Source organism: Streptomyces sp. NPDC089424 (genome assembly GCF_044749345.1).
GTDB lineage: Bacteria > Actinomycetota > Actinomycetes > Streptomycetales > Streptomycetaceae > Streptomyces.
This window is the reverse complement of sequence record NZ_JBIVHU010000003.1, coordinates 301,306-327,980: the sequence shown is the minus strand read 5'-3', so window position 1 is coordinate 327,980 and position 26,675 is coordinate 301,306. Positions and strand designations below refer to the sequence as shown.

The 26,675-nt window shown below is 71.4% G+C and carries 23 protein-coding genes and 1 tRNA gene; 6 read left to right on the top strand and 18 right to left on the bottom strand.

Translation table 11 applies throughout. The features are described from left to right. Positions 1–153: 153 nt before the first annotated feature. Both ACIP2X_RS16450 and ACIP2X_RS16445 read right to left on the bottom strand, forming a co-directional pair. Positions 154–227 (bottom strand) — tRNA-Met (locus tag ACIP2X_RS16450). Positions 228–271: 44 nt separating this feature from the next. Then, positions 272–3,244, bottom strand: coding sequence for a UPF0182 family protein (locus tag ACIP2X_RS16445; RefSeq protein WP_401674464.1), 2,973 nt, complete (start codon positions 3,242–3,244; stop codon positions 272–274). A 161-nt stretch (positions 3,245–3,405) separates the two neighbouring features. Here ACIP2X_RS16445 and ACIP2X_RS16440 point away from each other — a divergent pair, with 161 nt between their 5' ends. Further along, on the top strand, positions 3,406–3,948 hold the full coding sequence (locus ACIP2X_RS16440; RefSeq protein ID WP_401673062.1) for a PPA1309 family protein: 543 nt from the start codon (positions 3,406–3,408) through the stop codon (positions 3,946–3,948). Positions 3,949–3,999: 51 nt separating this feature from the next. On the opposite strand, the gene ACIP2X_RS16435 is transcribed toward ACIP2X_RS16440, so the two are convergent. The 4 genes from ACIP2X_RS16435 to ACIP2X_RS16420 form a co-directional block, all read right to left on the bottom strand. Then, complete coding sequence (locus ACIP2X_RS16435) at positions 4,000–5,097, bottom strand: PDZ domain-containing protein (RefSeq protein WP_401673060.1); 1,098 nt, start codon at positions 5,095–5,097, stop codon at positions 4,000–4,002. 54 nt (positions 5,098–5,151) lie between these two features. Beyond that, a complete protein-coding gene (locus tag ACIP2X_RS16430) occupies positions 5,152–5,334 on the bottom strand; it encodes a hypothetical protein (RefSeq protein WP_401674518.1) in 183 nt (60 codons plus the stop codon). 94 nt (positions 5,335–5,428) lie between these two features. Further along, positions 5,429–5,890 carry a molybdenum cofactor biosynthesis protein MoaE gene (locus tag ACIP2X_RS16425; protein ID WP_401673057.1) on the bottom strand — a complete coding sequence of 154 codons (462 nt, stop codon included), beginning with the start codon at positions 5,888–5,890 and terminating at the stop codon, positions 5,429–5,431. Positions 5,891–6,026: 136 nt separating this feature from the next. After that, positions 6,027–7,139, bottom strand: a complete 1,113-nt coding sequence (locus tag ACIP2X_RS16420; protein ID WP_401673055.1) for an SDR family oxidoreductase — start codon at positions 7,137–7,139, stop codon at positions 6,027–6,029. A gap of 192 nt (positions 7,140–7,331) precedes the next feature. Between ACIP2X_RS16420 and ACIP2X_RS16415 the strand changes: the two genes are divergently transcribed. Together ACIP2X_RS16415 and ACIP2X_RS16410 are read left to right on the top strand one after the other, a co-directional pair. Continuing rightward, positions 7,332–8,786: a zinc-dependent metalloprotease gene (locus ACIP2X_RS16415; protein ID WP_401673052.1), complete on the top strand. Its 1,455-nt coding sequence runs from the start codon at positions 7,332–7,334 to the stop codon at positions 8,784–8,786. Continuing rightward, entirely contained in the window at positions 8,783–9,298 is a 516-nt protein-coding gene (locus ACIP2X_RS16410; RefSeq protein ID WP_401673050.1) for an NUDIX hydrolase, read from the top strand. Before ACIP2X_RS16415 ends, ACIP2X_RS16410 begins: the two co-directional genes overlap by 4 nt. A gap of 58 nt (positions 9,299–9,356) precedes the next feature. Here ACIP2X_RS16410 and ACIP2X_RS16405 read toward each other — a convergent pair whose 3' ends face one another. The 4 genes from ACIP2X_RS16405 to ACIP2X_RS16390 form a co-directional block, all read right to left on the bottom strand. Then, positions 9,357–10,112, bottom strand: coding sequence for an AIM24 family protein (locus ACIP2X_RS16405; protein ID WP_401673047.1), 756 nt, complete (start codon positions 10,110–10,112; stop codon positions 9,357–9,359). Between the two features lie 16 nt (positions 10,113–10,128). Beyond that, complete coding sequence (locus ACIP2X_RS16400) at positions 10,129–10,809, bottom strand: AIM24 family protein (RefSeq protein ID WP_401673045.1); 681 nt, start codon at positions 10,807–10,809, stop codon at positions 10,129–10,131. A 13-nt stretch (positions 10,810–10,822) separates the two neighbouring features. After that, complete coding sequence (locus tag ACIP2X_RS16395) at positions 10,823–12,553, bottom strand: TerD family protein (RefSeq protein ID WP_401673042.1); 1,731 nt, start codon at positions 12,551–12,553, stop codon at positions 10,823–10,825. Between the two features lie 149 nt (positions 12,554–12,702). Next, positions 12,703–13,299: a M48 family metallopeptidase gene (locus tag ACIP2X_RS16390; RefSeq protein ID WP_401673039.1), complete on the bottom strand. Its 597-nt coding sequence runs from the start codon at positions 13,297–13,299 to the stop codon at positions 12,703–12,705. 244 nt (positions 13,300–13,543) lie between these two features. Here ACIP2X_RS16390 and ACIP2X_RS16385 point away from each other — a divergent pair, with 244 nt between their 5' ends. After that, on the top strand, positions 13,544–14,770 hold the full coding sequence (locus tag ACIP2X_RS16385) for a TOMM precursor leader peptide-binding protein (protein ID WP_401673036.1): 1,227 nt from the start codon (positions 13,544–13,546) through the stop codon (positions 14,768–14,770). Next, positions 14,763–16,172, top strand: a complete 1,410-nt coding sequence (locus ACIP2X_RS16380) for an ABC1 kinase family protein (protein ID WP_401673033.1) — start codon at positions 14,763–14,765, stop codon at positions 16,170–16,172. Before ACIP2X_RS16385 ends, ACIP2X_RS16380 begins: the two co-directional genes overlap by 8 nt. A 25-nt stretch (positions 16,173–16,197) precedes the next feature. Here the strand turns inward: ACIP2X_RS16380 and ACIP2X_RS16375 are convergent, their stop codons facing one another. The 5 genes from ACIP2X_RS16375 to ACIP2X_RS16355 form a co-directional block, all read right to left on the bottom strand. Next, positions 16,198–16,407 carry a hypothetical protein gene (locus tag ACIP2X_RS16375; RefSeq protein WP_401673031.1) on the bottom strand — a complete coding sequence of 70 codons (210 nt, stop codon included), beginning with the start codon at positions 16,405–16,407 and terminating at the stop codon, positions 16,198–16,200. A 142-nt stretch (positions 16,408–16,549) separates the two neighbouring features. Next, positions 16,550–16,873 (bottom strand): hypothetical protein, encoded by a 324-nt coding sequence (locus tag ACIP2X_RS16370; protein ID WP_401673029.1) that lies wholly within the window; start codon positions 16,871–16,873, stop codon positions 16,550–16,552. Then, a complete protein-coding gene (locus ACIP2X_RS16365) occupies positions 16,870–17,238 on the bottom strand; it encodes a WhiB family transcriptional regulator (protein ID WP_401673027.1) in 369 nt (122 codons plus the stop codon). Before ACIP2X_RS16365 ends, ACIP2X_RS16370 begins: the two co-directional genes overlap by 4 nt. A 175-nt stretch (positions 17,239–17,413) precedes the next feature. Further along, a complete protein-coding gene (locus ACIP2X_RS16360; RefSeq protein WP_401673024.1) occupies positions 17,414–17,737 on the bottom strand; it encodes a hypothetical protein in 324 nt (107 codons plus the stop codon). 165 nt (positions 17,738–17,902) lie between these two features. Further along, complete coding sequence (locus ACIP2X_RS16355; protein ID WP_401673022.1) at positions 17,903–20,113, bottom strand: ATP-dependent DNA helicase UvrD2; 2,211 nt, start codon at positions 20,111–20,113, stop codon at positions 17,903–17,905. A gap of 182 nt (positions 20,114–20,295) precedes the next feature. On the opposite strand from ACIP2X_RS16355, the gene ACIP2X_RS16350 reads away from it, so the two are divergent. Then, positions 20,296–20,553: a mycoredoxin gene (locus ACIP2X_RS16350; protein WP_401673020.1), complete on the top strand. Its 258-nt coding sequence runs from the start codon at positions 20,296–20,298 to the stop codon at positions 20,551–20,553. Positions 20,554–20,616: 63 nt separating this feature from the next. Here ACIP2X_RS16350 and nudC read toward each other — a convergent pair whose 3' ends face one another. The 3 genes from nudC to ACIP2X_RS16335 all read right to left on the bottom strand — a co-directional run bounded on the left by nudC (position 20,617) and on the right by ACIP2X_RS16335 (position 26,675). Then, positions 20,617–21,561, bottom strand: a complete 945-nt coding sequence (gene nudC, locus ACIP2X_RS16345) for an NAD(+) diphosphatase (protein WP_401673017.1) — start codon at positions 21,559–21,561, stop codon at positions 20,617–20,619. 148 nt (positions 21,562–21,709) lie between these two features. Further along, the gene (locus ACIP2X_RS16340) at positions 21,710–23,113 is read right to left on the bottom strand and encodes a dipeptidase (protein WP_401673015.1); all 1,404 of its coding nucleotides are present in this window, start codon (positions 23,111–23,113) and stop codon (positions 21,710–21,712) included. A 10-nt stretch (positions 23,114–23,123) separates the two neighbouring features. Next, positions 23,124–26,675 carry an ATP-dependent helicase gene (locus ACIP2X_RS16335; protein WP_401673012.1) on the bottom strand — a complete coding sequence of 1,184 codons (3,552 nt, stop codon included), beginning with the start codon at positions 26,673–26,675 and terminating at the stop codon, positions 23,124–23,126.

Genomic DNA, 26,675 nt, shown 5'->3' with positions numbered 1-26,675 from the left:
CATGCCCACAGAGAGACAAGTCAAACACAGATCCCCCAACTCCCCACGGCGGCACGGCGATATGGCACGTCGGCACATGCGTTCGCACACCACGAAGGCCCGGATCCTTGGAGGATCCGGGCCTTCGCTTGGCCGACGTCACGTCGACTTCAGTAGCGGGGACAGGATTTGAACCTGCGACCTCTGGGTTATGAGCCCAGCGAGCTACCGAGCTGCTCCACCCCGCGCCGTTGTTCTGCAACCGTATCACGACGCGGGAGGAGCTTTTCGATCAGCTGCTCTGTGGACTGCCGCTCGGGCTCGGACTGCCACTCGGGCTCGGGCTGCCACTGGGGCTCGGGCTGCTGGTGGCGCCGTTGGAACCGGCGCCACCGCCGGCCCGCGACTGTGCCTCCTCGGCCCGCCGCAGCGCCGCCTCCAGGTCCTCCTGGGCCCGGCCGTACGCCTCCCAGTCGCCGTTCTTGAGCGCCTCCTGGCCGGTCTCGAAGGCCTTCTGGGCGTCGTTGAGCGCCTCCTGGACCGTCGGGTTCTCGCTCGTCGGCGGTGGCGTGGTGGTGCCGTCGCCCTCGCCGGGTTCCTCCGGCGGCGGCGGGGTCGAACCCTGCGCCCCGAAGACCTTGTTGAGGGCCTCGTCGAGGGTGTCCTCGAAGGCGGTGTTGCCGCCGTAGCTCACCAGCACCTTGCGCAGCAGCGGGTACTGGAGTCCGCCGCCTCGCACGTACACCGGCTCCACGTACAGCAGTCCGCCGTCCAGCGGCACCGTGAGGAGGTTGCCGTACTCCACCTCCGAGTCGCCGCCTCTCAGCAGCCGGATGGATTCGGCGATGTCCTGTTCCGAGTTGAACTGGCTCTGGACCTGCTTGGGTCCGTTGACCGTCGTACTCGTCGGCAGTTTCAGGATTCTGATCTTGCCGTAGTCGCTCTTGCCCGCCTCCGCGTCCACCGCCATGAACGCGCTCAGGTTGTCACGGCCGTTGGGCGTGAACGTCGTCGTCAGCGAGAACGCCTGCTCCGCCTGGTCGGGCATCCGCATGCTGAGGTAGTACGGCGGCACCGCGTCGCCCGACTTGTTGGTCGGCTCGTCCGGCACCTGCCACACCTCGCTGCCGCTGAGGAAGGTGTCGGCGTCCTTGACGTGGTAGCGGGTCAGCAGCTCACGCTGGACCTTGAACAGGTCCTGCGGGTACCGGAGATGGGCCATCAGATCGCCCGAGATCTCGCTCTTGGGCTCGACCGTGTCGGGGAACGCCTTCATCCAGGTCTTCAGGACCGGGTCCTGGGTGTCCCACTGGTAGAGCTTGACCTCACCGGTGTACGCGTCGACGGTCGCCTTCACCGAGTTGCGGATGTAGTTGACCTGGTTCTGCTGGGCCACCACCGCACGCTGGTCGTTGGTCGCGGTCAGCGAGTCGGCTGTGGTGTCACCGAGGGTCGTACGCGAGGCGTACGGGTATCCGTTCGTCGTCGTGTACGCGTCGACGATCCACTGGATCCGGTTGTTGACGACCGCGGGGTAGGCGTCGCCGTCGATGGTCAGCCACGGGGCGACCGCCTCCACGCGCTGCTTCGGCGTGCGGTTGTACAGGATCCGCGAACCGTCGCCGATCGCGCCCGAGTAGAGGATCTGCGGCTCGTTGAGCGCGACGGCGTAGGCGGCCCGGTTTATCGGGTTCTCGAGGTTGACGCCGCTCTTGCCCTCGTAGCTGTACGTCTTCTCACCGCTGTCGTCGGAGTAGTCGATCTCCTTCTGGGGACCGCCGACGATCGAGTAGGTGTTGGTCTTCTCGCCGTAGTAGATCCGCTGCTCGTACGAGCCGAGCTGGCCCTTGGACGGCAGGTCGGACTCGGTGAAGACCGGGCGGCCCTCGGTGTCCACGGAGGTGCCCTTGGCGGCGACCGCGCCGTAGCCGTGGGTGTAGCGGAAGTGGTTGTTGATCCAGTTCTTCTTGTCGATGCCCGCGTAGTTCAGCTCGCGCAGACCGATGACCGTGTCCTGCTCCTTGCCGTCCGCGCTGTAGCGGTCGACGTCCAGGTTGGTCGGGAAGGCGTAGTACTTCCGCATCTGCTGGAGCTGCTGGAAGGTCGGCGAGATGATGTTGGGGTCCATGATGCGGATGCTCGCCGTGGAGTCGACGTCGTCCCGCAGCTTGGTGGTGTCCTTGGTGTTGGCCGTGCCCGAGTACTCGGTGACCTGGGTGCCGTCGATGCCGTACGCCTCACGCGTGGCCGCGAGGTTCTTCTCGACGTACGGGGCTTCCTTGGCCTGCTCGTTCGGCTGGACCTGGAACTTCTGCACGATCGCCGGGTACAGCCCGCCGATCAGGATCGCGGACAGCACCATCAGGCCGAAGCCGATCAGCGGCAGCTGCCAGGTGCGCCGCCAGATCGTGGAGAAGAACAGCAGGGCGCAGATGACGGCGATGCAGAACAGGATCGTCTTGGCCGGCAGGTAGGCGTTGGCGTCGACGTAGCGCAGGCCCGTCCAGTTGTCCGTGGCCTTGAAGTCGCTGGACTTGACCGCCAGGCCGTACCGGTCGAGCCAGTAGGCGACCGCCTTCAGCGCGACGAAGATCCCGATGAGCACCGACAGATGTCCGGTCGCGGCGGCCGTGGCGCGCGCGCCCGGGCTGGTGACCCGCAGCCCGCCGTACAGGTAGTGCGTGAGCGCGGCGGCGATCAGCGAGAGGATCGCGGCGGCGAAGCCGAAGCCGAGCATGAACCGGTACCAGGGCAGGTCGAACGCGTAGAACGCGACGTCCAGATCGAACTGCGGGTCCTTCTGTCCGAAGGGCACGCCGTTGACCCACATCAGCCAGGTGCGCCACTGACCGGAGGCGGAGGCGCCCGCGATCAGGCCCACCAGGGCGGTGATCGCGAACAGCAGCCACTTCTTGTACGGCGCGATGCTCATCCGGTAGCGGTCGAGGCTCTGCTGCTCCATCGACATCGCGCTCAGCGGCGGACGCAGCCGGTGGGCCAGCCAGATGTTGAACCCGACGGCCAGGGCCATCAGCAGTCCGAAGACGAAGAAGAGGCCGATCTTGGTCGTCAGCGTGGTGGTGAAGACGGACGAATAATTCACCGACCGGTACCAGAGCCAGTCCGTCCAGAAGCCCGCGAACATGGTGAACGCCATGGCGAGCACGGCGAGGACACCCAGTGTCATGAGCAGGGTCCGGACACGCCGGGACGGGCGGCCCACTCTGATCCGTGGCCCCGTCGGGCCTCCGCCGCGGTCCGGCATCTGGAAAGCCAAGGTGGCACCTCGAAAATCGCTGTTGGTCTGTCGGGCCCCCGTTTTCGTGGGCCGTTTTGGGCCCCGTGATCGTAGGGCCTCACCTATGCAACTTACTCACGCTTTACTCGGTTCCCGGTTCGGGGTGGGAACGAGGCAGGATTGTGACCATGTCCAACACACCCATGGCGGCGAACCCGCTCACCCGGGCCGTACTCGAGATCGACGAGTACGCCTCCGGCCTCGGCTGGGACCAGCCCGCACGCCTTTTCGCCCTCGTAGACACCGCGCAGCTGCGGGCCCAGGAACCCGCGCTGGCGAGGCAGCTCGGCCTGGGTGACGAGCCGGACGCGGCCGGTCTCACCCCGATCGAGCAGGACGAAATCCCAACGGACAAGCCGCTCGACGAGTTCCTCGGCACCATCGCCTGGCCCGAGGCGGTGGCCGGCTGCGCGCTCACGGTGGAACGGCTGATGCTGCCGCCGACCGCCGAGACCCAGGTCCCGGACGATCTCGACGAGGCCGCGCTCGCCAAGTGGGTGGCCCGGCATCCGGAGCGCCAGGAGGTCCGCATGACGGTCGCCGTACTGCGCGACGGTGGACGCGACGCGGCCCTTCGGCTCCGGGAGAAGGACACTCCGACGGAGGTCCTCACCGGTTCCGAGCTGGTCCCCGGTCTCGCGGAGGCACTGGCGGCCACGTTCGCGGACTGAGCGGCCGCGGTGCGACCTCGGGCACGCGCGCGCGTGCCCGAGGTGCGGCGGTCAGCCCTTGGCCGTGCACTTCGGCAGGCCGGCGGTGTCGCCGTCGCGGATGTCCTTCAGGGCCCCGAGGGCGTCGTCGATGGTGTCGACCTTGACCAGGGTGAGGCCGTCGGGGGTGTCCGTCGCGGCGGCCGCGCAGTTGTCCGCGGGCGTCAGGAAGTACTCGGCGCCCTTGCTGCGCGCGCCCACCGTCTTCATCTCGATGCCGCCGATCGGACCGACCGTGCCGTCGTCGTCGATCGTGCCGGTGCCGGCGACGAAGGAGCCGCCCGTGAGGGAGCCCGGGGTGAGCTTGTCGTAGATGCCGAGCGCGAACATCAGGCCGGCGCTCGGGCCGCCGACGTCGGCGAGCTTGATGTCGATGGTGAACGGGAAGGTGTGGTCCGTTCCGGCGGAGATCCCGACGATGGCGCGCTTCTCGCCGGTGTCGTCGGAGGTCGCGGTGGTGATCGTGACCTTCTCCGTCCGCACCGGGTCGCGCTTCTCCTTCTCTGCGGCGGCCTGCTCCTTGGCGGGCACGATCGTGAAGACGACGTCCTCGCCGGGCTTGTGCTTGGTCACCAGTTCGGCCACGTCGCCGGGGGCCTTCACCACCGCGCCGTCGACGGCCTTGATCACATCGCCGGCGTGCAGCCTGCCCTCGGCCGGGGAGTCCTTCACGACGGTGGAGACGATCACCCAGGAGGCCACCTTGACACCGAGTTCCTTCAGGGCCGCCACCTTGGCGCTCTCCTGGGACTGGCTGAACTCCTCGGCGTTTTCCTGGGTCGACTGCTCCTCCGTCTTGCCGTCCGGGTAGAGGGTGTCGTGCGGGACGACCTTGTTGTCGTGCGCGAGCCAGCCGTAGACCGCCTCGACGAGGTTCATGCGGTAGTCGGCGCTGGTCACGCGGACGGTGGTCATGTTGAGGTGGCCGTCCGTCGGGTAGGTCTTGCGCCCCGCGATCTGCAGCACCGGCTCGCCGTCGTGGTCCCCCAGCGTGTTCACCGTCGGCCCCGGGGACATCTCCGCGTACGGCACGGGGATGAGCACACCCGCGCACAGAAGCGCGATCAGCATCAGGGTGGAGGCGAGCATCGTCGCGGTGCGGCGTGGCATGTCACGACGATACGGGACGGGCGTGTCGGCGCACCGTCAGGGCCGCCTCCCGGGTCACGGACCGGTGTGGGACCTCTCCATGGCCGCGCGGAAGCGCGCGTAGCCGTCCAGCTCGGGACCGTCGCTCCGGGCCCTGCGGGTCCTGTTGGCCCATGTGCCCCACAGACCCGCGCCGACAGCAGCCACAAGCGGAATCAGCAACCAGGCGAGCGCCGCCATGCCGACCTCCAACCCCATGAGCGCAACTGACTGATCAGCAGATTAACCGTTCGCAGTGACAACGCTCATACCAGGGGTGTGGTTACGCAACCGGAGTCGCCCGGCTGGAGGCTCAGCAGGCGCCGACCCACTCCTCGGTGCCGTCGGAGAACTTCTGGTGCTTCCAGATGGGCACCTCGTGCTTGAGGTCGTCGATCAGCTTCCGGCAGGCCTCGAAGGCCTCACCCCGGTGCGGGCAGGACACGCCGACCACGACGGCGATGTCACCGACCTTCAGATCCCCCACACGGTGGACGGCGGCCAGCGCGCGCACCGGGAACTCGGCGACGACCTTCTCGGCCACGCGGCGCATCTCGTCCTCGGCACCGGGGTGGCAGGAGTACCCGAGCTCGTCGACGTCGGCGCCCCCGTCGTGGTTGCGCACGGTCCCCACGAACAGGGCGGTTCCCCCGGCGGCGTCGTCCCCGACGGCCCTGAAGACCTCGTCGAGGGAGAGCGGCGTGTCGCGGACGCCGATCAGCTTGATGGGCTCCTGGGCGCCCTGCTCCCCGGGGTGATCGTCTGTGGCTGCCATGCGTCCATCGTGCCCCACGCGCGCGGAGCACGGAATAGCGCTTTCGCCCGGCACACGCGTGCGGGGGCTTGGAGCCTCCTACAGGACCGGCCCGTGCGACCGCGCCGACCGGCGCACGCCGCGGAGCCCGCCCGGCTCAGATCCGGCGCCGGGCCTTGCGGGCCCGCCGGACCACCGCCGCCGCTCCCAGCAGCGCCACCGTCGCTCCCGCGGCGCCCGCCGCCGTCGCGTCCTTGCGCCCGAGCCGCCGACCGGCCACGGTGTGCCGCCCGGAGACCTCTTCGAGCAGTTCGGCGAGGACCTCCTCGTTGGTCCACTGCGCCCGCCATCCGGCGTCGTGGAGCCTGCTCCCGCTGATCACCCAGGGATACATCGTGTACGCCAGGTCCCCCGCCGGAGAGGGCGTCAGGCCGATCCGGTGCAGACGGGCGGCCGCGCCCAGCGCCACCGCCGACGGCAGCTCCATCCGCCGGATCCCGCTCAGCTCCTCGACCTCCTCCTGCTCCAGCCACCCCTCGCAGCCCACGGCGAGCTCCCCGTCGACCTTCTCCAGGACGGCGTACTCCAGCGCGCTGCACAGGTCCTCGACGTGACAGAACTGCCAGGCCGGCCGCGACCCCGCGACGACGAGCAGCCGAGGTGACTCGAAGTACCTGGTCAGCGCGGTGTCCGTGCCTCCTACGAGGACAGCGGGCCGCACCACGGTGACGTTCAGCCCCGGATGCGCGCGGGGCGCCCGCCGCGCCAGGCGCTCGATCTCCAGCAGGTCCCCGACCCCGGTGGCCTCCGCCGTCGCCCGCAGCTCCGCGTCCTCCGACAGCGGCAGCTCGTTGTCCGGCAGCGCCCCGTAGACCATCGCCGAGGTGCAGAGCACCACCCGGTGCACCCCGACCGCCGCGGCGGCGGTCAGCACGGTCTGCGTGCCGCGCACGTTGTACGCCGTCCGGGCGGCCGCGTCCGTCTCCAGGTCCAGGTCGAGCGCCAGGTGCACCACCACGTCCGCGCCCCGCAGCTTCTCCACGATCGCCGGATCCCGCACGTCGAGGATGTGCCACTGCGCCTCGGCGCACTCCCCGCGCCGCTCGTCGATGGCGATGACCTGCTTGATCTCCTCCGACGCGGCCAGCCGCGCGGTGAGCAGCGCGCCCACACCGGACGCGGCGCCGGTGACCGCGACGACGGGTCCGCGCAGGGCGGAGGGGGTTGAGTGGTTTCGCGCTGCGCGAACCTGCGGATCTGGGGAACTCACCAGGTGTCTCCAGCGGTTGTCTTCACATACGAGCGCGAGGACGCGTACGTACCAGGTGGCATCCATCCTGCCGCAGCCCGTGAGTCGGCAAAGCACCGAGGCCCGATCCGCCCGGGGTGTCTAGGCTGGGTGGTGTTGTCGGGCAGTCGTGCCGCCGGCGGAGACCGGCGGCCTTACCAGCCGAGGAATCCCGTGAGTGACACCCCATTCGGATTCGGCCTTCCGCCGGAGGAGCCGGAAGACGGCGACGAGGGCAAGAAGAAGGACCAGCAGAGCGGTGGTGGTCAGGGACCGGCCAACCCGTTCGGATTCGGCGGGCTGCCCGGTGCCGGAGGCTTTGGTGGCCCCGGTGCGGACAATCCGCTCGCTGCCATGTTCGGTTCGCTGAACCCCACCGACCTGGGCGCCGCGTTCCAGCAGCTGGGCCAGATGCTCTCCTACGAGGGCGGCCCGGTGAACTGGGACATGGCCAAGCAGATCGCCCGCCAGACGGTCTCCCAGGGCACGTCGGACGGCACCAAGGACGCGAGCGTCGGCCCCGCCGAGCGCACCGCCGTCCAGGAGGCCGTCCGCCTCGCCGACCTGTGGCTGGACGACGCGACGTCCCTGCCCTCCGGGGCCGCCTCGGCGGTGGCCTGGAGCCGCGCGGAGTGGGTCGAGGCGACCCTGCCCGCCTGGCAGGAGCTGGTCGACCCGGTCGCCGAGCGTGTCGGCGCCGCGATGGGCGACGTCCTGCCGGAGGAGATGCAGGCCATGGCCGGCCCGCTGATCGGCATGATGCGCTCGATGGGCGGCGCGATGTTCGGCACCCAGATCGGGCAGGCCGTGGGCGTGCTCGCGGGCGAGGTCGTCGGCTCGACCGACGTCGGCCTGCCGCTCGGCCCGGCCGGCAAGGCCGCGCTGCTGCCGCTGAACGTCGCGGCGTTCGGCAAGGACCTGGGCGTGCCCAAGGAGGAGGTGCGGCTGTATCTCGCCCTGCGCGAGGCCGCCCACCAGCGCCTCTTCGCTCATGTGCCGTGGCTGCGCTCGCACCTGTTCGGCGCCGTCGACGGGTACGCGCGCGGGATCAAGGTCGACACGGCCAAGCTGGAGGACGTGGTCGGCCAGTTCGACCCGCAGAACCCCGAGCAGTTGCAGGACGCGCTGCAGCAGGGCATGTTCCAGCCGGAGGACACGCCCGAGCAGAAGGCGGCGCTGGCCCGGCTGGAGACGGCGCTGGCCCTCGTCGAGGGCTGGGTGGACGCGGTGGTGCACGCCGCCGCCAAGCCGCGGCTGTCCTCCGCCGACGCGCTGCGCGAGACCCTGCGCCGCCGTCGTGCGACGGGCGGCCCCGCGGAGCAGACCTTCGCCACGCTGATCGGCCTGGAACTGCGCCCGCGCCGGCTGCGCGACGCCTCCCGTCTGTGGGCGTCCCTCACGGACGCGCGCGGTGTCGACGGCCGCGACGCCCTGTGGGCGCACCCGGACATGCTGCCGACGGCGCACGATCTGGACGACCCGGACGGCTTCGTCCACCGCGAGCAGATGGACTTCTCCGAGCTGGACAAGATGCTCGGCGAGGCGGCGGACAAGCCTGACCTGCGCAAGAAGGGCCAGGACGAGGGTCCCGAGGACGACAAGGGCGACAAGGGCGACGACACCGAGTGAGCCTGCACGCCGACGCGGTCCTCGTACTGAAGAGCTACGAGGACCAGGAAGAACTGCGTCAGACGTATCTGGACCATCTGGCGGCCCACCCCGAGGGCATGTGGAAGGCGTGCGCGGACGGTCACATCACGGCGAGCGCCCTGGTGATCGACCCGGAGCAGGGGCGGGTGCTGCTCACCCTGCACCGCAAGCTGCGCATGTGGCTCCAGATGGGCGGCCACTGCGAGCCGGAGGACGCCTCGCTCGCCGCGGCGGCCCTGCGCGAGGGCACCGAGGAGTCCGGGATCCCGGGGTTGTCCCTGCTGCCCGGGGGTCCGGTGCGCCTGGACCGCCATCTCACACCGTGCGCCTGGCACCTCGACGTCCAGTACGCGGCGCTGGCCCCGGCCGGATCCGTGGCGGCGATCAGCGACGAGTCCCTGGACCTGCGCTGGTTCGGGTACGACGAGGTCGCGGACGTGGCCGACGAATCGGTCGTCCGGCTGGTGCGGGCGACCCGCGACCGGCTGTGAACGTGTAAGGGGCGCCCGCCGAGGCAGGCACCCCTTACACGTTCGCTTTCCGGACGGCTCAGCTCCAGACGTTGCCCTGGTTCTGTCCGCGCGCCCCGTGCTGTCCCATGCCGAACTGCGCGGCGGCGCCCTGCCCGATCACGGCGTTCTGCGGCGGCAGCAGCTCGCTGGGCTGGACCAGCACATGGCCGGTGCCCATGAAGCTGAGCTCCCAGCCCTCGCCGGTGTTGCCCCGGCGTCGCCACACTCCGGAGGAGTGCGTCTGGGCCTGCATCTGCACGCGCAGCGCGGTGGACCAGGCGACGATCGCGTCGGCGTCGCAGTTGACGTACCTGTCCGGGGTGACCTGCATCATCAGGGGCGCGCCCGAGGTCATCAGGGCGACCTTGCCCCGGCCGGTGATGTTGAGCTGGTACTTCCCGGAGCCGGAGATGCCGTAGAGGCTGTCGACGGCGATCACCTCGTGGTGCAGCCCGGAGTCCATCGCCAGCACGTAGCTGCTGTCGACGGTCAGTCCCTCCTGGTCCACGTCGATGAGGTGGACGTGCTGCTTGAGGTTGGCGAGATAGACCGTGCCCTGCCCGTGGCAGCGCATCAGGTCCAGGCCCTCACCGGTGCGGGCACGCGCGCGTGTGGCGCTGTTGCCCTGGTACTCGGCGTCGAACTCGACGAGCCCCTGGTAGGCGACCATGGTGCCCTTGCGGGCCAGGACGTCGTCGTGGCCCTCCAGGGTGACGCGCAGCATCTGCTTGTTCTGCAGGCTCCAGCGTTCCTGGCTCTGCTGGTCGTTGTGGGCGAAGATCGGACTCTGCATGGTGTGGTGCTCCCCCTCAGCCCCGGACCCGGAGGCGGTCGGTGCTGTCCTCGCTGGGCTGGACGACGACGATGCCCTCGCCGGAGAAGGCCATCTGGTAGGCCTCGCCGCTGCCCCTGCCGATCAGGGACTGCGCCTTGAAGCTGCGCTTGCCCTTCACCTTCAGGTTCGGGGACCAGGCGACCAGTGCGTCCGGATCGACGTAGGTCTCGTTCTCGCCGCCGCCGCAGTCGACGACGATCGGCTTGCCCCGGGAGGTCAGCGCGACCCAGCCCTGCCCGGAGATCCTGGTGTTCCACAGGCCCTGCCCCGCGAACTTCGCGAGCCCCTTGACCCGCTCGACGCCCCAGGTGAGGTGGGCGTCGAAGGCGAGCAGGTTGCTGGCGTTCACGGAGATGCCGTCGCCGTTGAGGTTGATCACGACGACGTTGGCGCCGTAGTCGGCGAGGTAGAGCAGTCCGTCACCGGAGCACTTCATCAGCGGCGCGCCCTCGCCGGTGAGCCAGTCCTTGGCGACCTGGCGCACGGCCGGCGGGTTGGGCTCGTACTGGATGAAGCCCTCGTAGGCGACCATCGAGCCCACGCGCGCGAGGAGGTCGTGCCCGGTCTGCATGGCGACCTTCAGCATGTGGTTGCCGTGGTTGTCCATGCGGGCGGTGACGGGAGCGGGAGCATAGCCCGCGAGCGGCTGGTTCATGACGGGCTCTCCCTCAGATCTCGTACGGCTGGACGACGACGAAGTTCCCGGGCGCGGCCCGGAACTGCAGGTTGACGCTCTCCCCGGTGTCCCCGGGGTAGGCGTTGCGGCGCATCCGTACCTGGCTGGAGACGATCACCTGGGCGGCGGCGGACCAGGCGACGACGGCGTTGCAGTCGGCGAACGTCGTGGGCGTGACGGGCAGCACGACGGGCGTGCCGTGCGTCTTGACGACGATGGTGCCGGTGCCGGTGAACTGCATCGTGAACAGCGCGCCGCCGGGAATGCCGTGCCCCTCGATGCGGCGCACCTCGTACTGGAGGCTCTCGTCGAACGCGAGGACGTTCTCGGCGGAGACACAGATCCCGTCGCCCTGGAGTTCGATGGGGTGCAGCATCGTGGAGTTCTCGGCGAGGAACACCTGACCCTGGCCCGTGCAGCGCATCAGCTGCATCTCCTGGCCGGTCGCGTTGCCCACGATGCGGCCGCTGAACCCGGCGCCCTTGTAGCTGAAGTCGACCTTGCCCTGGTACAGCACCATGCTGCCCTGCCGGGCCAGCACGGGCTGACCGCCGATGCCGAGGTCGACACGGATGAGCTTCTTGTTCTGCTGCGTCCAGCGCTGCCCGGTCGGCGTCTCCTTGAACTTCTGGAGCGCACCGGCGACCCCGGGGGCCTGTGCGGTGCCCTGGGGCGCGGTCTGCGGGGCCCCGTAAGGGGCCTGGCCGTGTCCGGGGGGCGGCGTCGGCTGACCGTAGCCCGGGGGCGGGGTCGGCTGGCCATAGCCCGGGGGCGGGGTGGGGGTCTGCGGGACGGGCGGCTGTCCGTAGCCGGGGGGCAGCGGGGCCGTCTGGCCCGGTGCGGGCTGGTACGGGGGCTGCTGCTGGGGCGGCTGGCCGTACGGGGGCTGCGGCGGGCCGCCGTAGGGCGGGGCGGGTGCCGGCGCGGGCGGCGGAACGGTGGCTCCGCCGGGCGGTGTCATGGGCGCGACGACGGTCGGCGTGGTGTGCACCGGGGGCGCCGGTGCGGGGGCGGGAGCCGGCGGCGGGGTGGCACCGGCGGGCGGCGGGAATCCCTGGGCGGCGGGCTGCGGCGCGGGAGGCGTGGCTGCCGGGCCGGACGGGACCCCGAACGCGGGCGGCGCGGAGGTCTGCGCCGGCGGGGCGAAACCGGGGGCGCCACCGCTCTGCGGCTGCGGCTCAGCCGGCGTCTCCTCTTCGAGCACCTCGCCGCCGAAGTTCTTCAGCAGCGCGTCGAGTCCGCCGTCGAAGCCCTGCCCCACCGCCGCGAAACGCCACACGTCCTTCAGGTAGAAGTCGCCCAGCATCACGGCCCGTTCGGTGGAGAACTCCGAGCCGTCGAACGCGTACCGTGCCACCTCCTCGCCACCCGCGACGATGCGGAGGTAGCCCGGGGCGATCTGCGACATCTGCCCGGCGCCGTCGAGGGTCGCCGTGAACGAGAGCCTGTGGATCTGCGACGGAATCCGGTCGAGCGTGATCCGGAACGATTCCGTGTCGCCCGCCTGCGCGCCCAGGAGCTGGATGGACTCCTCGGGGGACTTGGGCTGGTTGAAGAAGACGAAGTACCGGTCGTCCGAGAGCCGTTCGTCTGCGTCCAGACCGAAGCAGCTGATGTCGAAGCTCAGTCCGGGTCCCGAGATCTGTACCCCCACGTACAGATCCGTGCCCGTCGTCAGGTCACTGATCCTGGCCTTGTGGCCGCGTTGGAATTCCCTGGCCATGCGTAACGACCGTCCCCCATCCCGAAGTGCTGGTGCGTCGCGCCAGGCTAACGGCAAACTCGGACACCGGACGAGGTCGGTACAGAGCCGGTACACAACCTCTTTACCGGACATGCCCGCAGCACATGCCCCTCAGCCGTGCGGGCGGATCACTCCCCGCGCGCGGTGGGCAGGTGCGGCAGGCGGTCCGCGGCGACCACCCCTTCGAGGTAGCCCCGGGCCCGCTCCGTGCGCGGATAGGCCTCCAGCAGCCGCCAGAAGCGGGGCCCGTGCCCGGGCACCAGCAGATGCGCCAGCTCATGGACCAGCACGTAGTCGACGACGTACTCGGGCATGCCCTGCAGACGGTGCGAGAGGCGGATGCTGCCCTCGGAGGGGGTGCACGAGCCCCAGCGCGTGTTCTGGTTGGTGACCCAGCGCACCGACGTGGGCCGCGCGCGGCCGTCGAAGTACTGGACGGACAGCCGCTCGGCCCGCTCGGCGAGCTCGGCGTCGCCCAGCACCCGCTTGCTCTCCTGGGCGGCCAGCTTGTCGAGCATGACGGTCACCCAGCGCTGCTCCTCGGCCTCGGACATCCGGGCAGGGATGAGCACGACGGTGCGATCGCCCTCGCGGTACGCGGAGACCGTCCGGCGTCGACGGCTGCTGCGGCGCACCTCGATCACGCTCGCCCCCGAGCCGCCCGGCGGCGGGCTCGTCGTGCTGCGCTGCGGCGTTCCGGAGCGATGCAGTGGGTCGGCGGACACGCCCCGACGTTACCCGCTGCACACGGGGGAAGTCCCGAGTCCGGGACGGTTCGATTCCGATCGCCCACCATGCGTTTGATTTGTACGACAAGAATCCACTGCCTGTGGATAACTTTCGCCGCCGTCGGCCGGTGCCGGGCATGCTGGCATGCGTCGGCGAGGATCCGGCCGGGCCCGACCAGCCGGGCCGCCCCCGCCGACGAACCGCAACATTCCGGGACTTTCCTGGCTACGGGGGCCTGTCATGCATCCCATGGTGAAACCCGCGCTGCGACGCGGCTGGCGCGACCTGAAGACCGTGCAGTTCGGCATGACGCCGGCGCACGCGATGACGCTGGGTCCGATGGACATCGCGACCGGCACCTTCCTGGACCTGCTCAACGGCACCCGAGGGCTGCCGCTCCTGCGCGAGGAGGGCCGCCGGATGGACCTGCCCGACGGCCACGTGGACGAACTGGTACGGCGACTCGCCCGGTCCGGGCTCCTCGACGACGCCAAGGGCGGCGGGCCCGCCGCCGACGACCTGCGTGGCAAGCAGGCCGTCCTCGACCGGCTCCGCCCCGACCTGGCCACACTGTCCCTGACCACCACCGAGCCTGGCGAGGCGATGGAGCGCCTCGCCGCCCGCCGCACCCTGCGCGTGCAGGTACGAGGCGCCGGCCGGGTCGGCGCCACGGTCGCCGCCCTGCTGGCGGGCGCCGGCATCGGCGAGGTGGACGTGCGCGACGGCGGCACCGTCGAGCCGTGGGACGTGGCGCCGGGCGGGCTGCCCGCGGAGTCCGTGGGCGAGCGCCGCGACGAGGCCGCCCGCCGCCTGGTCCGCCGCGCCGCCCCCGACGGCCCGCCCCGCCGCGACCACCGGACACCGGCTCAGGCCGCCGAGCCGGGCTTCACCCTGGTGATCCTCACCCCACGTGACGACGTCGCGGTGCACGCCCCCGCCCCGGACACGGCCGAACCCCTGGTCGCCTCCGGTACGCCCCACCTGTACGCCGGGGTCGTCGAGGGCACCGGCGTGGTCGGCCCCTTCGTCCTGCCGGGCGAGACCGGCTGCGCCCGCTGCCTGCACGAGGGCCGGACGGACCGGGACCCGACCTGGCCCCGCCTGGTCGCCCAGTGGCACTCGGGCCGGCAGCGCTCGGTCCGACCGTGCGACGTGACCTTGGCCACCACGGTCGCCGGCCTGACCGCCGCCCACGCCCTCGCCTTCCTCGACGGCCGCCCTCCCACCAGCGCGGGAGCCCGCTGGGAGATCTCCGTCCCCACCCTCCAATGGCACGCGCGACCCGTCTGGGCGCATCCGGCATGCCCGTGCGGCGCGGCGGAGAGGGGTACGGAGAAAGCCAACACGGAACGCGCCGCCGAGGACGCGGAGGCACACGAGACAATGGCGGTGGAACGGTCGTCAACGGAGGTACGCCGTCGGGCAGGCGCGGCGCGCCCGGCTGTGACTTGGAGGGCGCATGTCTGATCTTCCCCGCAAGGCGGTCACCCGGACCGCCAAGCTCGCCGCGCTGCCGCTCGGCTTCGCCGGGCGGGCGACCTGGGGCCTGGGCAAGCGGATCGTCGGCGAGTCCGCCGATCTCGTCGGCCGCGAACTGCAGCAGCGCACCGCAGAGCAGCTCTTCAAGGTGCTCGGAGAGCTCAAGGGCGGCGCGATGAAGTTCGGGCAGGCGTTGTCCGTCTTCGAGTCGGCGCTGCCCGAGGAGATCGCCGGTCCCTACCGGGCGGCCCTGACCAAGCTCCAGGAGGCCGCGCCGCCGATGCCGACACGCACGGTGCACAAGGTCCTCGCGGAGCAGCTCGGCGAAGACTGGCGGGAGCTGTTCCTGGAGTTCGAGGACAAGCCGTCCGCCGCGGCCTCGATCGGCCAGGTGCACCACGGGGTGTGGCACGACGGCCGCGAGATCGCGATCAAGGTGCAGTACCCGGGAGCCGGCGAGGCCCTGCTCTCCGACCTCAACCAGCTGAGCCGTTTCGCCCGTCTGCTGGGCCCGCTCATCCCCGGCATGGACATCAAGCCGCTGATCGCCGAGCTGAAGGACCGCGTCTCCGAGGAGCTGGACTACGGGCTGGAGGCGCAGGCCCAGCAGGAGCACGCCGAGGAGTTCGCCGACGACCCGGACTTCGTGGTGCCCGCCGTGGTCCACCAGTGCGACCAGGTCCTGATCACGGAGTGGATCGAGGGCACCCCGCTCTCGGAGATCATCGCGGACGGCACCGAGGAGCAGCGGGACCGCGCCGGCCAGCTCCTCGCCCGTTTCCTCTTCTCGGGCCCCGCCCGCACCGGCCTGCTGCACGCCGACCCGCACCCCGGAAACTTCCGCCTTTTGCCCGGCGGCCCGGAGGGCGAGGACGACTGGCGCCTCGGGGTTCTGGACTTCGGCACGGTCGACCGCCTCCAGGGCGGCCTGCCGACCCCCATCGGCGACTCCTTGCGCATGACGCTGGAGGGCGAGGCGCAGGCCGTGTACGACCTGCTCCGCATCGAGGGCTTCGTCAAGGAGTCCATCGAGCTCGACCCCGACGCGGTCCTCGACTACCTCCTGCCGATCATCGAGCCGGCCCGCGTCGACGAGTTCACCTTCACCCGCGGCTGGATGCGCAGCCAGGCGGCCCGCGTGGCCGACATCCGCTCCCCCGCCTATCAACTGGGCAAGCAGCTCAACCTCCCCCCTGCCTACCTCCTCATACACCGGGTGACCCTGAGCACCATCGGCGTCCTGTGCCAGCTGAACGCCACGGTCCGCCTTCGCGAGGAGCTGGAGCAGTGGCTGCCCGGCTTCGTTCTGGAGGAGGACCTGGAAGAGAACCTCGAGGAGGAACTGGAGGAGGAGCTGGAAGAGGGGGACGCGGCCGCCGTCGAAGCGTGAGGTCAGGGCTTCGAGGGACCGGCGCTCACCACCACGCCGAGTCCAGCCGCCCCTCGATGGCCCGCAGGTGCCGGCGGGAACACCCGTCGCAGAAGTACTGGCGCGTGCTGTTCTCCACGGAGCACGTCCAGGTCGGCTGGGGCGCAAGGGCCTGGGCGCCGCAGCGGGCGCAGACGACGGCGCGGGGTTCCGGGGCGGAGCCGCCCCTGTCACTGTCTCCGGGAAGACTCGTCATCTCACCGACGATATCCCCGTGACCGGCGGATCCTCGGCTACAACGCACCGCGGGGGCCGGTCCGTTCGGTCGGACCGGCCCCCGCGGCGAAGCATCCGCCTCCTCTGACCGCTCGGGCGGGAGGCACCGCTTCAGGTGGGTGTCACTGCATGACGGCCATGGCCAGCGCCCGGCGGGCGCGCCGCGAGGCGCGCTCGGCCCGGCGCTGCATGCGGCGCGCCGCGACCAGGCTCATGGCCCGGCGCTGCTCCCGCGCCTCATACAGGCGGTCGTGCATATGCGCACGAGCCAGGGCTTCTGGGATGAGTTGCATCTCTCGGGTCCTGTTCTGACGCGAGTCGTTCGCGCCGGTGCTGGTGACGTCTGATGTCGCGGAGCCGGTGGGCTCGTTCGTGGACGGCTTCATCGGGGCCTGCTTCTGGGGGTCGTGCGTGAGGGGGCGGTCGATCGTTCCTGCGGTGTTCATGCCGTGACCGGGTTCTTCCGCGGGCGGCCACGCGGCCGCTTCCGGGCGACGACGACACCCTGGACGAACAGCTCGCCACCCCAGACGCCCCAGGGCTCACGCCGCTCCTTGGCGCCGGCGAGGCAAGCCTCGACCAGCGGGCAGGTACGGCAGAGGGACTTGGCGTACTCGACGTCCGCCGGGGACTCCGCGAAGAAGACCTCCGGGTCGTAGGAACGGCACGGGACGGGTACGCCGAGGTTCTCGATGGCGTCGTCGAGCGCGGAGAGCGCAGTGAGCGGGGTCAAGGTGGAGTCCTCCGTGAGGCCGGGCGGGGGGATCGTTTCGGAAGGCGGTACGGACGGGGCGTGCGCTTCGAGTTGCACGGTGTCGAGTTCCTCGTCTGGTCGTTCCGGTCGGGGTGGACCGGGTGGCGGCTGGTACCGGGTTCTTTTCTTGTCCCGAGGCCCCTTCGCTCCGTCGTCCCGTTCGGGACAAACAGAAGGGCCGCGGATCCCGGATGGGGTTCCGCGGCCCTGAAGGCGCCGGCCTGATTGCCGATCAGGCTGGATCACTCCAGGGTTCTGGCCCACGGAAGGCCCACATCTGGTGGTGCTGCGTCGTCTGCTTCCGGAATCCGGCACCGGTCGCCGTGTGGGCATAGGCCTGGGCCTGTGCCACTACTGCCGCTTCCAGTGCCTTGGTCGGTCGCTCATTGCGCTCACGGACGGGAAGGCCCGCGAGAGACAGGGAGGACGCCGGACGGACGGCACGAATGCCGGACAGACCGGTGCCCGGGTTGGAGATGCCGAGCATGCACAGGGAAGCGACCGAGCGATCGGTCATTTTGACGATGCTGCTGGAGCTCTTCTTGATGCTGATCACTGGACTCGCCTCCTCTCGGCGTCTTCGGGGACTGGGATCAACCAGTCCTGCGGATATGCAAGTAGAACACGGAATCAGGGCCTCCGAGAAGGCCTCCGTTCCCGTGCCTAAGAACCTATGGGGATTGCTGGGGCATGCGCAAACTATTTTTTCGACGAGTTCGCATCAGTCCCCGTCCTCCCCCGCCTCGATCTCCTGGCCTGCGCAGATGGCCAGAACATCGGCCCCGTAGCGGTTGAGCTTGCGCATCCCGACGCCGGGGATCCGTGCCAGCTCGCCCTCGTCGTCCGGCGCGGTCTCGGCGATGGCCACGAGGGTCTTGTCGGTGAAGACGCAGAAGGCGGGCTGACCGCTGCGCCGGGCCTGCACCGCACGCCAGTCCCGCAACCGCTCGTAGAGCCCCTCGTCCATGTCGGAGGGGCAGTCCTCGCAGCGCATCAGCTTCATCTCACCGGCGTCGGTGAGGGTGCGTCCGCAGACCCGGCAGCGCGCGGGGGCACGCTGCGTCCGCCTCGGCACGGCGACACCACCCGCACGGTTCGCCCCACTGGAGTAGCCGCGCTCGACGCCGCCGGCAGCTCCCGTGCCGGCACGGCCCGCAGCGGCGCCGGAGCCGGGGCGCAGTCCGTCGAGGAAACGGCTCGGGCGGCGGCTCGGACGGCCACCGGGCGAGCGGGCGAGCGCCCATGAGACGTGCAGGTGCGAGCGGGCGCGGGTGACACCGACATAGAGGAGGCGTCGTTCCTCCTCGATCTGATCGTCGGTCTTCGCGTAGGTGATCGGCATCATGCCCTCGGCCACTCCGACCAGGAAGACGACGTCCCACTCCAGTCCCTTGGCCGAGTGCAGGGAGGCGAGGGTGACGCCCTGCACGGTCGGGGCGTGCTGGGCGTTCGCCCGCTCGTCGAGTTCCGCGACGAGGTCGGCGAGCGTGGCACCGGGCCGGGCCGCGGCGAAGTCCTGGGCGAGGCCAGCGAGCGCGGCCAGCGACTCCCAGCGTTCTCTGACGGCACCGGAGCCGGCCGGGGGCGTGGTCGTCCAGCCCTCCCCGGAGAGCACGGCACGCACCTGGGACGGCAGGTCGACGGCCTCGTCGAGGAGGGAGTCGTTGCCGCCGAACCGGGCGGCGCCGCGCAGGGCGACGCCGGCCTTGCGCACCTCGGGCCGGTCGAAGAACCGCTCGGCGCCCCGCAACTGGTAGGGGATCCCGGCATCGGCGAGCGCCTGCTCGTAGGTCTCGGACTGGGCGTTCGTACGGAACAGGACCGCGATCTCGCCGGCCGGGACGCCGGAGTCGAGGAGTTCGCGGATGCGGCGGGCGGCGCCCTCGGCCTCGTCGGGCTCGTCGGTGTACTCGGTGTAGACGGGCTCGGGTCCAGCGGGGCGCTGGGAGACCAGTTCCAGCCGGTGGTCGGCGGCGCGGCCGTGGGCCTGGGCGAGCAGTCCGTTGGCGAGGTGGACGACCTGGGGCGTGGAGCGGTAGTCGCGGACGAGCTTGACGACCGTGGCGCCGGGGTGGCGGGCGCGGAAGTCGAGGAGGTAGTCGGGGGTTGCGCCCGTGAACGAGTAGATCGTCTGGCTGGCGTCGCCGACGACGCACAGGTTGTCCCTCTCGCCGAGCCAGAGGTCCAGCAGGCGCTGCTGGAGCGGGCTGACGTCCTGGTACTCGTCGACCACGAAGTGCTGGTACTGGGCACGTACCTGGCCGGCGATGTCGTGCCGGTCCTGGAGGACGGCGACGGTCAGCAGCAGGACGTCCTCGAAGTCGATGACCGCGCGGTCGCGCTTGAGGTCCTCGTAGGCGGTGTAGACCTGGGCGATCTCGGCGGGATCGCGGGGGGTCTCGCGGCCGGCCTTCGCGGCCGCGAGCGCGTAGTCGGACGGGACGGTCTGGGTGACCTTGGACCATTCGATCTCGCCGGTGACGTCGCGCAGCTCGCCCCGGTCCAGGCGGATGCGGCAGGCGGCGGCCGCGTCGGCCACGAGCTGGACCTTGCGGTCGACCAGCCTGGGCATCGAACCGCCGACGGCTTTCGGCCAGAAGTACTGGAGCTGACGCAGGGCCGCCGAGTGGAACGTACGGGCCTGGACGCCGGCGGCGCCGAGCTGGCGCAGCCGCCCGCGCATCTCGCCGGCGGCGCGGTTGGTGAAGGTGACGGCGAGCACGCTGGAGGGCTGGAGGATTCCGGCGCGCACTCCGTAGGCGATCCGGTGGGTGATCGCCCGGGTCTTGCCGGTGCCCGCGCCGGCCAGCACGCACACCGGTCCGTGCAGCGCGGTGGCGACCTCACGCTGCTCGGGATCGAGCCCGTCGAGCACCGCGTCGGCCGAATCCGGAACCTGCGGGAAGAGGGTGGAGTGCGTTGCTGCTGTCACACGGCCATGCTGCCAGGTCGCCGGAGACGGGTGAGCCGGTTGTCCACAGGCGGAGCCACGCGGTCGTACTAATGCGGCCGGGATCACGTCGTGGGGCGGCGGGCGGCGGGGAATGGCGCCGACATCGCGTACGTTCCGTCTCTGCTAGCACTTCCCCGACCCGCCGAAGGAGCGCGAGAGACATGCCGGGCACTGTGACGATGTACAGCACCACGTGGTGCGGCTACTGCCGCCGGCTGAAGAGCCAGCTGGACCGCGAGGGCATCGCGTACAACGAGATCAACATCGAGCAGGACCCGGACTCCGCCGCGTTCGTGGAGAAGGCGAACGGTGGCAACCAGACGGTTCCGACCGTGCGGATCGTGCCCCTCGCGGGCGGCACGGAGGTCGTCATGACCAACCCGAGCCTGGCTCAGGTGAAGCAGGCGCTCAGCGCCTGACCCTGCCGAGGGCCCTCGCCGGACGGTGTCCGGCGAGGGCCTTTTTCGGCCTGGAGGGCGGCTTCAGAACGTGCTGCGGGTCGGCAGGGGCTTGCCGTACCAGAGCTCGATCAGGCGGGCCGCGATCGAGATGCCGTACGGAGGCATCACCTCGCCCGAGTCGAAGGCGGCGCGCAGTTCGTCGCGGGAGAACCAGCGGGCCTCGCTGATCTCGTCGCCGTCGACGTCGATCTCGGTGGAGGTGGCGCGGGCCATGAAGCCGAGCATCAGGCTGGACGGGAAGGGCCAGGGCTGGCTCGCCACGTACTCGACCTGACCGACGGTGATGCCGGCCTCCTCGCGGACCTCACGGCGCACCGACTGCTCGATGGACTCGCCGGGCTCGACGAACCCGGCCAGCGTGGAGAAGCGCCCTTCGGGCCAGTGGACCTGGCGGCCGAGCAGGATGCGGTCCTCCTCGTCGGTGACGGCCATGATCACGGCGGGGTCGGTCCGCGGGTAGTGCTCGGCGCCGCAGGCGGGGCAGCGCCGGATGTGCCCGGCGGCCGCGATGACCGTGCGCTCGCCGCAGCGGGAGCAGAAGCGGTGGGTGCGCTGCCAGTTCTCCAGCCCCACCGCGTGCACCATCAGGCCCGCGTCCCTCGGCGACAGCAGCAGGCCGGCCTCCCGCAGGCCCGCCGGGCGCGCGGACTGGTCCATGCGGCCGGGCAGCGCGTCCTTCTGGAGCGCGAAGTAGCTGACGCCGTCCTCGTCGATGCCCAGGAAGTAGCGGTGTGCCTCGGTGAGCGGGGCTTCGAAGGACGGGCCCATGACGAGTTCGGTCCGTCCGTCGGACGTCTCGTCGATGAGGACCTGGCCGCCGGAGACCACGAAGCAGCGGGTCGTGGGATGGCTCCACGCCGCCGCCAGCCAGGCCTCGTCGAGCCGGTGGTGCGCGGCACGGTCGATGCCGCTCGGGGCGGTGAGCGAGATGGGTCGGTCGGCGGTGTGGTCGGTCCAGGTGGTCACAGGTGCTTCCAACTCCCCCGGTGGAACGGATGGTTCGGCGGCGGTTCAGCGGGATGTGCGGCGGGAGGCGACCGGGTCCGGCGGGGCACCGAGACGCGGGCGGCCCTTCCAGTGTGCCGCGCGCGGGACGCCCTCTCGGCCGTGGCGGTCAGGGCGCACGGCGCCAGTGCCTGGCGAGATCGCCCCAGAGGTACGCGGTGGCCTCGGCGCCCTTGAGGAGCAGGTCCAGCTCGACCTTCTCGTTCGGGGCGTGCCAGCCGTCGGAGGGGACGGAGATCCCCAGGAAGAGAACGGGTGCGCCGAGGACTTCCTGGAGGTCGGCGGCGGGTCCGGAGCCGCCCTCTCGGGTGTGGCGTACCGGCAGGCCGAAGGCGCGGCCCATGGCACGTACGACGGACTGCAGCGCGGGGTGGTCGAGCGGTGTCAGACAGGGACGGGTGGCCGAGGAGAAGGCGATCTCGTACCGGACACCGGCGGGCACCTGGTCGGCGGCCCAGGCGCGGACCACCTGCTCGATGTGGTCCGGGTCCTGCCCGGCGACCAGGCGGAAGGAGAGCTTCACCATCGCCGAGGACGGGATGATCGTCTTGGTCCCGGGGCCCTGGTAGCCGCCGCCGATGCCGTTCACCTCGGCGGTCGGGCGGGCCCAGACGCGCTCCAGCGTGGTGTACCCGGCCTCGCCCTGGGTGGCGTGCGACCTGGCCGTGCGCAGCCACCGGGCCTCGTCGAAGGGCAGCTCGGCGAAGAGCGCGCGCTCCTCGTCGGTGAGGTCGACGACCCCGTCGTAGAAGCCCGGGACCGCCACGCGGCCGTGCTCGTCGTGCAGGGCGGCGACCAGGCGGGCGACGGCGGTCGCCGGATTGGGCACGGCGCCGCCGAAGGAGCCGGAGTGGATGTCCTGGTCGGGGCCGTGCAGCCGGATCTCGCACTCGGCGAGGCCGCGCATGCCGGTGCACACCGTGGGGGTGTCCTCGGACCACATCCCGGTGTCGGAGACGATCACCGCGTCCGCGGCGAGCCGCCCCGCGCGCTCCTCGACCAGGGCCCTGAAGTACGGCGAACCGGACTCCTCCTCCCCCTCGATCAGCAGCTTCAGGCTGACGGCGGGGGTGGTGCGGCCGGTCGCGGCGAGGTGGGCGCGGACTCCGAGGGTGTGGAAGAACACCTGGCCCTTGTCGTCGGCCGCCCCGCGCGCGTAGAGGCGGTTCCCCTTCACGACCGGGTCGAAGGGGTCGCTGTCCCAGCCGTCCTCGCGTGCGGCGGGCTGCACGTCGTGGTGGCCGTAGACGAGGACCGTCGGCGCCTGCGGGTCGTCCGAGGGCCACTCCGCGTAGACGGCGGGGGCGCCCGGGGTCTGCCAGACCTCGGTGGTGGGGAAGCCGGCCTCCTTGAGCCTGCTCGCGAGCCAGTCGGCGCTGCGCCGCACGTCGGAGGCGTGCTCGGGCTGCGCGGACACCGACGGGATGCGCAGCCACTCGGCGAGATCGTCGAGGAAGGCGGCGCGGTGCCGGTCGATGTACGTGCGGACGGCGCTGTCCGGGGTCTCGCTCATGCTCACGAGCCTATCGGCCCGCGCTGACACCCTGTTCGTGCGGTTCGTCACCGTACGGCTCGTCCAGCAGCAGTCGTTCCAGCGCGGAGCGGTCGGGGAGGTCGTCCGGGCGCGCGACCTCACCCGTCCGCACGTACACGAACACGGCCGTGACCGACTCCAGGGGCACGCCCTGCTGCTCGGCCCAGGCCAGCCGGTACACGGCGAGCTGGAGGGCGTCGGCGGACCCGCCACGCCCCGTCTTCCAGTCGACGATCTCGTACGTCGTCCGCTCGCCGTCCCCGTCCCGGTAGACGGCGTCGATGCGGCCCCGTACGACACGGCCGGCGATGGCCAGCTGGAAGGGCGCCTCGACGCGGTAGGGCGTGCGGTGGGCGTACGCGGTGCGCTCGAAGGCCTCCTTCAGGGCCTCCAGATCGCGTTCGTCGGCGATCTCGGCGTCGCTGCCCGGCAGTTCCTCGGGCTCCAGCATGGGCAGCGTCAGCTCCTCGAAGCGGGCCTCCACCCAGGCGTGGAAGCGGGTGCCCCGGCGGGCCGCGGGCTGTGGCGGACGCGGCATGGGCCGGACCAGTTCCTGCGCGAAGCCGTCGGGGTCGGCGGCCAGGCGCAGCAGCTGGGAGGCGGTCAGCGAGGCCGGCAGCGGCACCTCCGTGACGGCCTCCCGCGCGCGCAGCAGCTCACCCGTGAGGGCGTCGAGGTCGCGGTCCCAGGAGGCGATGGCGCGGGACTCCTCCGGGGTGAGGGGGTCCGGCCCCGAGGGCGACGGGTGCGGGCGGGGGCCCCGGGTGGGGTCGGCGTCCGAGGGGGCCGCCTGGTGCGGGACGGTCGGGCGGCGGGCGGGCTCGTCCGTGTCCCAGGAGTCCCAGTCGCCCGGCTCGTCCTGGAGGGCGTCCCCCTCGAAGGGAAGGTCGCCCCCGAAGGAGGGGTCCTCCCCATAGGAAGGGGCATCGGGGTCGTCCGGGATGCCGTCGGGGAACTCGTCGTCCGGCGGGGGCGGCCACTCGGGGTCGTCGTACGCGTCCGGGTCGTGCACGGGGGCCCGGTGGTCGTCGTCGTGTGCGGCGAGGGCGTCGAGGTGGGCCAGTACGGTCTCGGCGGCCGTGCGGCGCCGGGCCTGGGCGGCGGCGTCCAGGGGCAGCGGCCACAGCTGGTCGGCGGCCGTCCCCTGGAGCGCGGGGTTCTCCTCGTCCTCGGCGGGTTCGTCCGCCCACGCCTCGATCTCGCCGTGACCGGCGGCGCAGTGGGCGTAGAGGTCTAGCAGGAAGCCGGAGGGGCCGCGGGGCTTCTTCTGCGTGGGGCCCCACCAGTGGCCGGAGCCGAGGAGCAGGGAGCGGGGCCGGGTGAAGGTGACGTAGCCGAGGCGGAGCTCCTCGATGTGCTGGTGGTCCTTCATCGCCTCGTGGAAGGCCTTCATACCGCGCGCGTCCCACGTCCGCAGGTCCGGCAGCGTGTCGGCGTCGCCGCGCAGTTCGTGCGGGAGCACCTTGGCCTGGGCGGTCCACTTCTCGCGGCCCTGGCCGCTGGGGAACGTCCCGGTGACGAGCCCGGGGACGGCCACGACGTCCCACTCCAGGCCCTTGGACTTGTGCGCGGTGAGCACCTTGACGGTGTTCTCGCCGCCGGGCAGCGCGTTGTCGAGGCCCTTCTCGTACTGGGCGGCCGTGCGCAGAAAGCCCAGGAAGGCGAGCAGGCTCGCCTCGCTCTCGTGGGCGGCGAAGGAGGCGGCGACGTCCAGGAAGTTGGACAGGGTCTCGCGGCGGCGGGCGGCGAGGGCGTGCGGGGACGCCGACAGCTCGACCTCCAGGCCGGTGACGGCGAGGACGCGGTGCAGCACGTCCATGAGCGGGTCCGCGAGGGAACGGCGCAAATCGCGCAGCTCGGTGGCGAGGCGGGCGAAGCGCACGCGCGCGTCGGGCGAGAACGGCAGCCCGTCGTCGTCCCCGCCGCCCTCCATCGGGGTCTCCAGGAACGTGTCGAGCGCGTCGGCGAGCGAGATCACCTCGGCCGGGTCGACCCCCTCGACCGCTTCGGCGAGCCTGCGGTCGGGGTCGTCGTCCCCCGCCACGCGCGCGTGCGACACGAGCAGCCGGGCACGCCGGCCGAGCAGGGCGAGGTCGCGCGGGCCGATGCGCCAGCGCGGGCCCGTCAGGAGGCGGACCAGGGAGGCGTTGGCGCCCGGGTCCTGGAGCACCTCGCAGACGGCGACGAGGTCCGCCACCTCGGGCAGGTGCAGCAGTCCGGAGAGGCCGACGACCTCCACGGGGACGTCGCGGGCGACGAGCGCGCCCTGGATCTCGGCGAAGTCGGTCGCCGTCCGGCACAGGACCGCGATCTCGCCCGGTTCCGTGCCGGTGCGCACTAGGTGGGCGAGGGAGTCGGCGATCCAGTCGATCTCCTCGGCGTGCGTGCGCAGCAGCGCGCAGCGGACGACGCCGTCGCGTTCGGCGCCGGGGGCCGGGCGCAGGGCCTCCACGCCCGCGTGCATGGCGCGCAGTGGTCCGGCGAGGCCGTTGGCGAGGTCCAGGAGCCGGCCGCCGCTGCGGCGGTTCTGGCTCAGCGCCTGGCGCTCGGCCGTGGTGCCGTCCGGGTGGGCGAAGTGCTCGGGGAAGTCGTCGAGGTTGGCGACGGAGGCGCCGCGCCAGCCGTAGATGGCCTGGCAGGGGTCGCCGACGGCGGTCACGGGGTGCCCGGTGCCGCCGCCGAAGAGGCCTGCCAGAAGGACGCGTTGGGCGACGGACGTGTCCTGGTACTCGTCGAGCAGGACCACGCGGAACTCGTCACGCAGGATGCGGCCGACGTCGGGGAGCCGGGCGAGCCGGGCGGCGAGCGCGATCTGGTCGCCGAAGTCCAGCAGGTCGCGTTCGCGCTTGGCGGTCCGGTAGCGCAGGACCAGTTCGGCCAGCTCCCGGCGGGCGGCGGCGGTGTCGGGGACCTTGCGCAGGTCCGCGTTGGTGAGCCGGGCGCCCTCCAGCGTGCGCAGCAGCTCGGCGTCCCACGCGCGCAGGTCCTCGGGCCGTACGAGGTGTTCGGCGAGCTCGGAGTCGAGTGCGAGGAGGTCGCTGACGAGGTCCGGGAAGGAGCGGGTCAGCGCCGGGTAGGGGCCCGGGGCCTCGCGCAGCACGCGCGCGGCGAGCTGGTAGCGGGTGGCGTCGGCGAGCAGTCGGGAGGTCGGTTCGAGACCGATGCGCAGGCCGTGGTCGGTCAACAGGCGGCCCGCGAAGGCGTGGTAGGTCGAGATGACCGGCTCGCCGGGCGGATTGTCCGGGTCGATGACGTCGGGGTCGGTGACGCCGGCCTTCACGAGCGCCTTGCGCACCCGCTCGGCGAGTTCACCGGCGGCCTTGTTGGTGAAGGTGAGGCCGAGCACCTGTTCGGGCGCGACCTGGCCGGTGCCGACCAGCCACACCACGCGTGCCGCCATCACCGTCGTCTTGCCGGAGCCGGCTCCGGCGACGATCACCTGCGGAGCGGGCGGCGCGATGATGCAGGCCGTCTGCTCCGGGGTGAACGGAATCCCGAGGAGCTCCTTGAGCTGCTCGGGATCGGTGAGAAGTGCGGACAC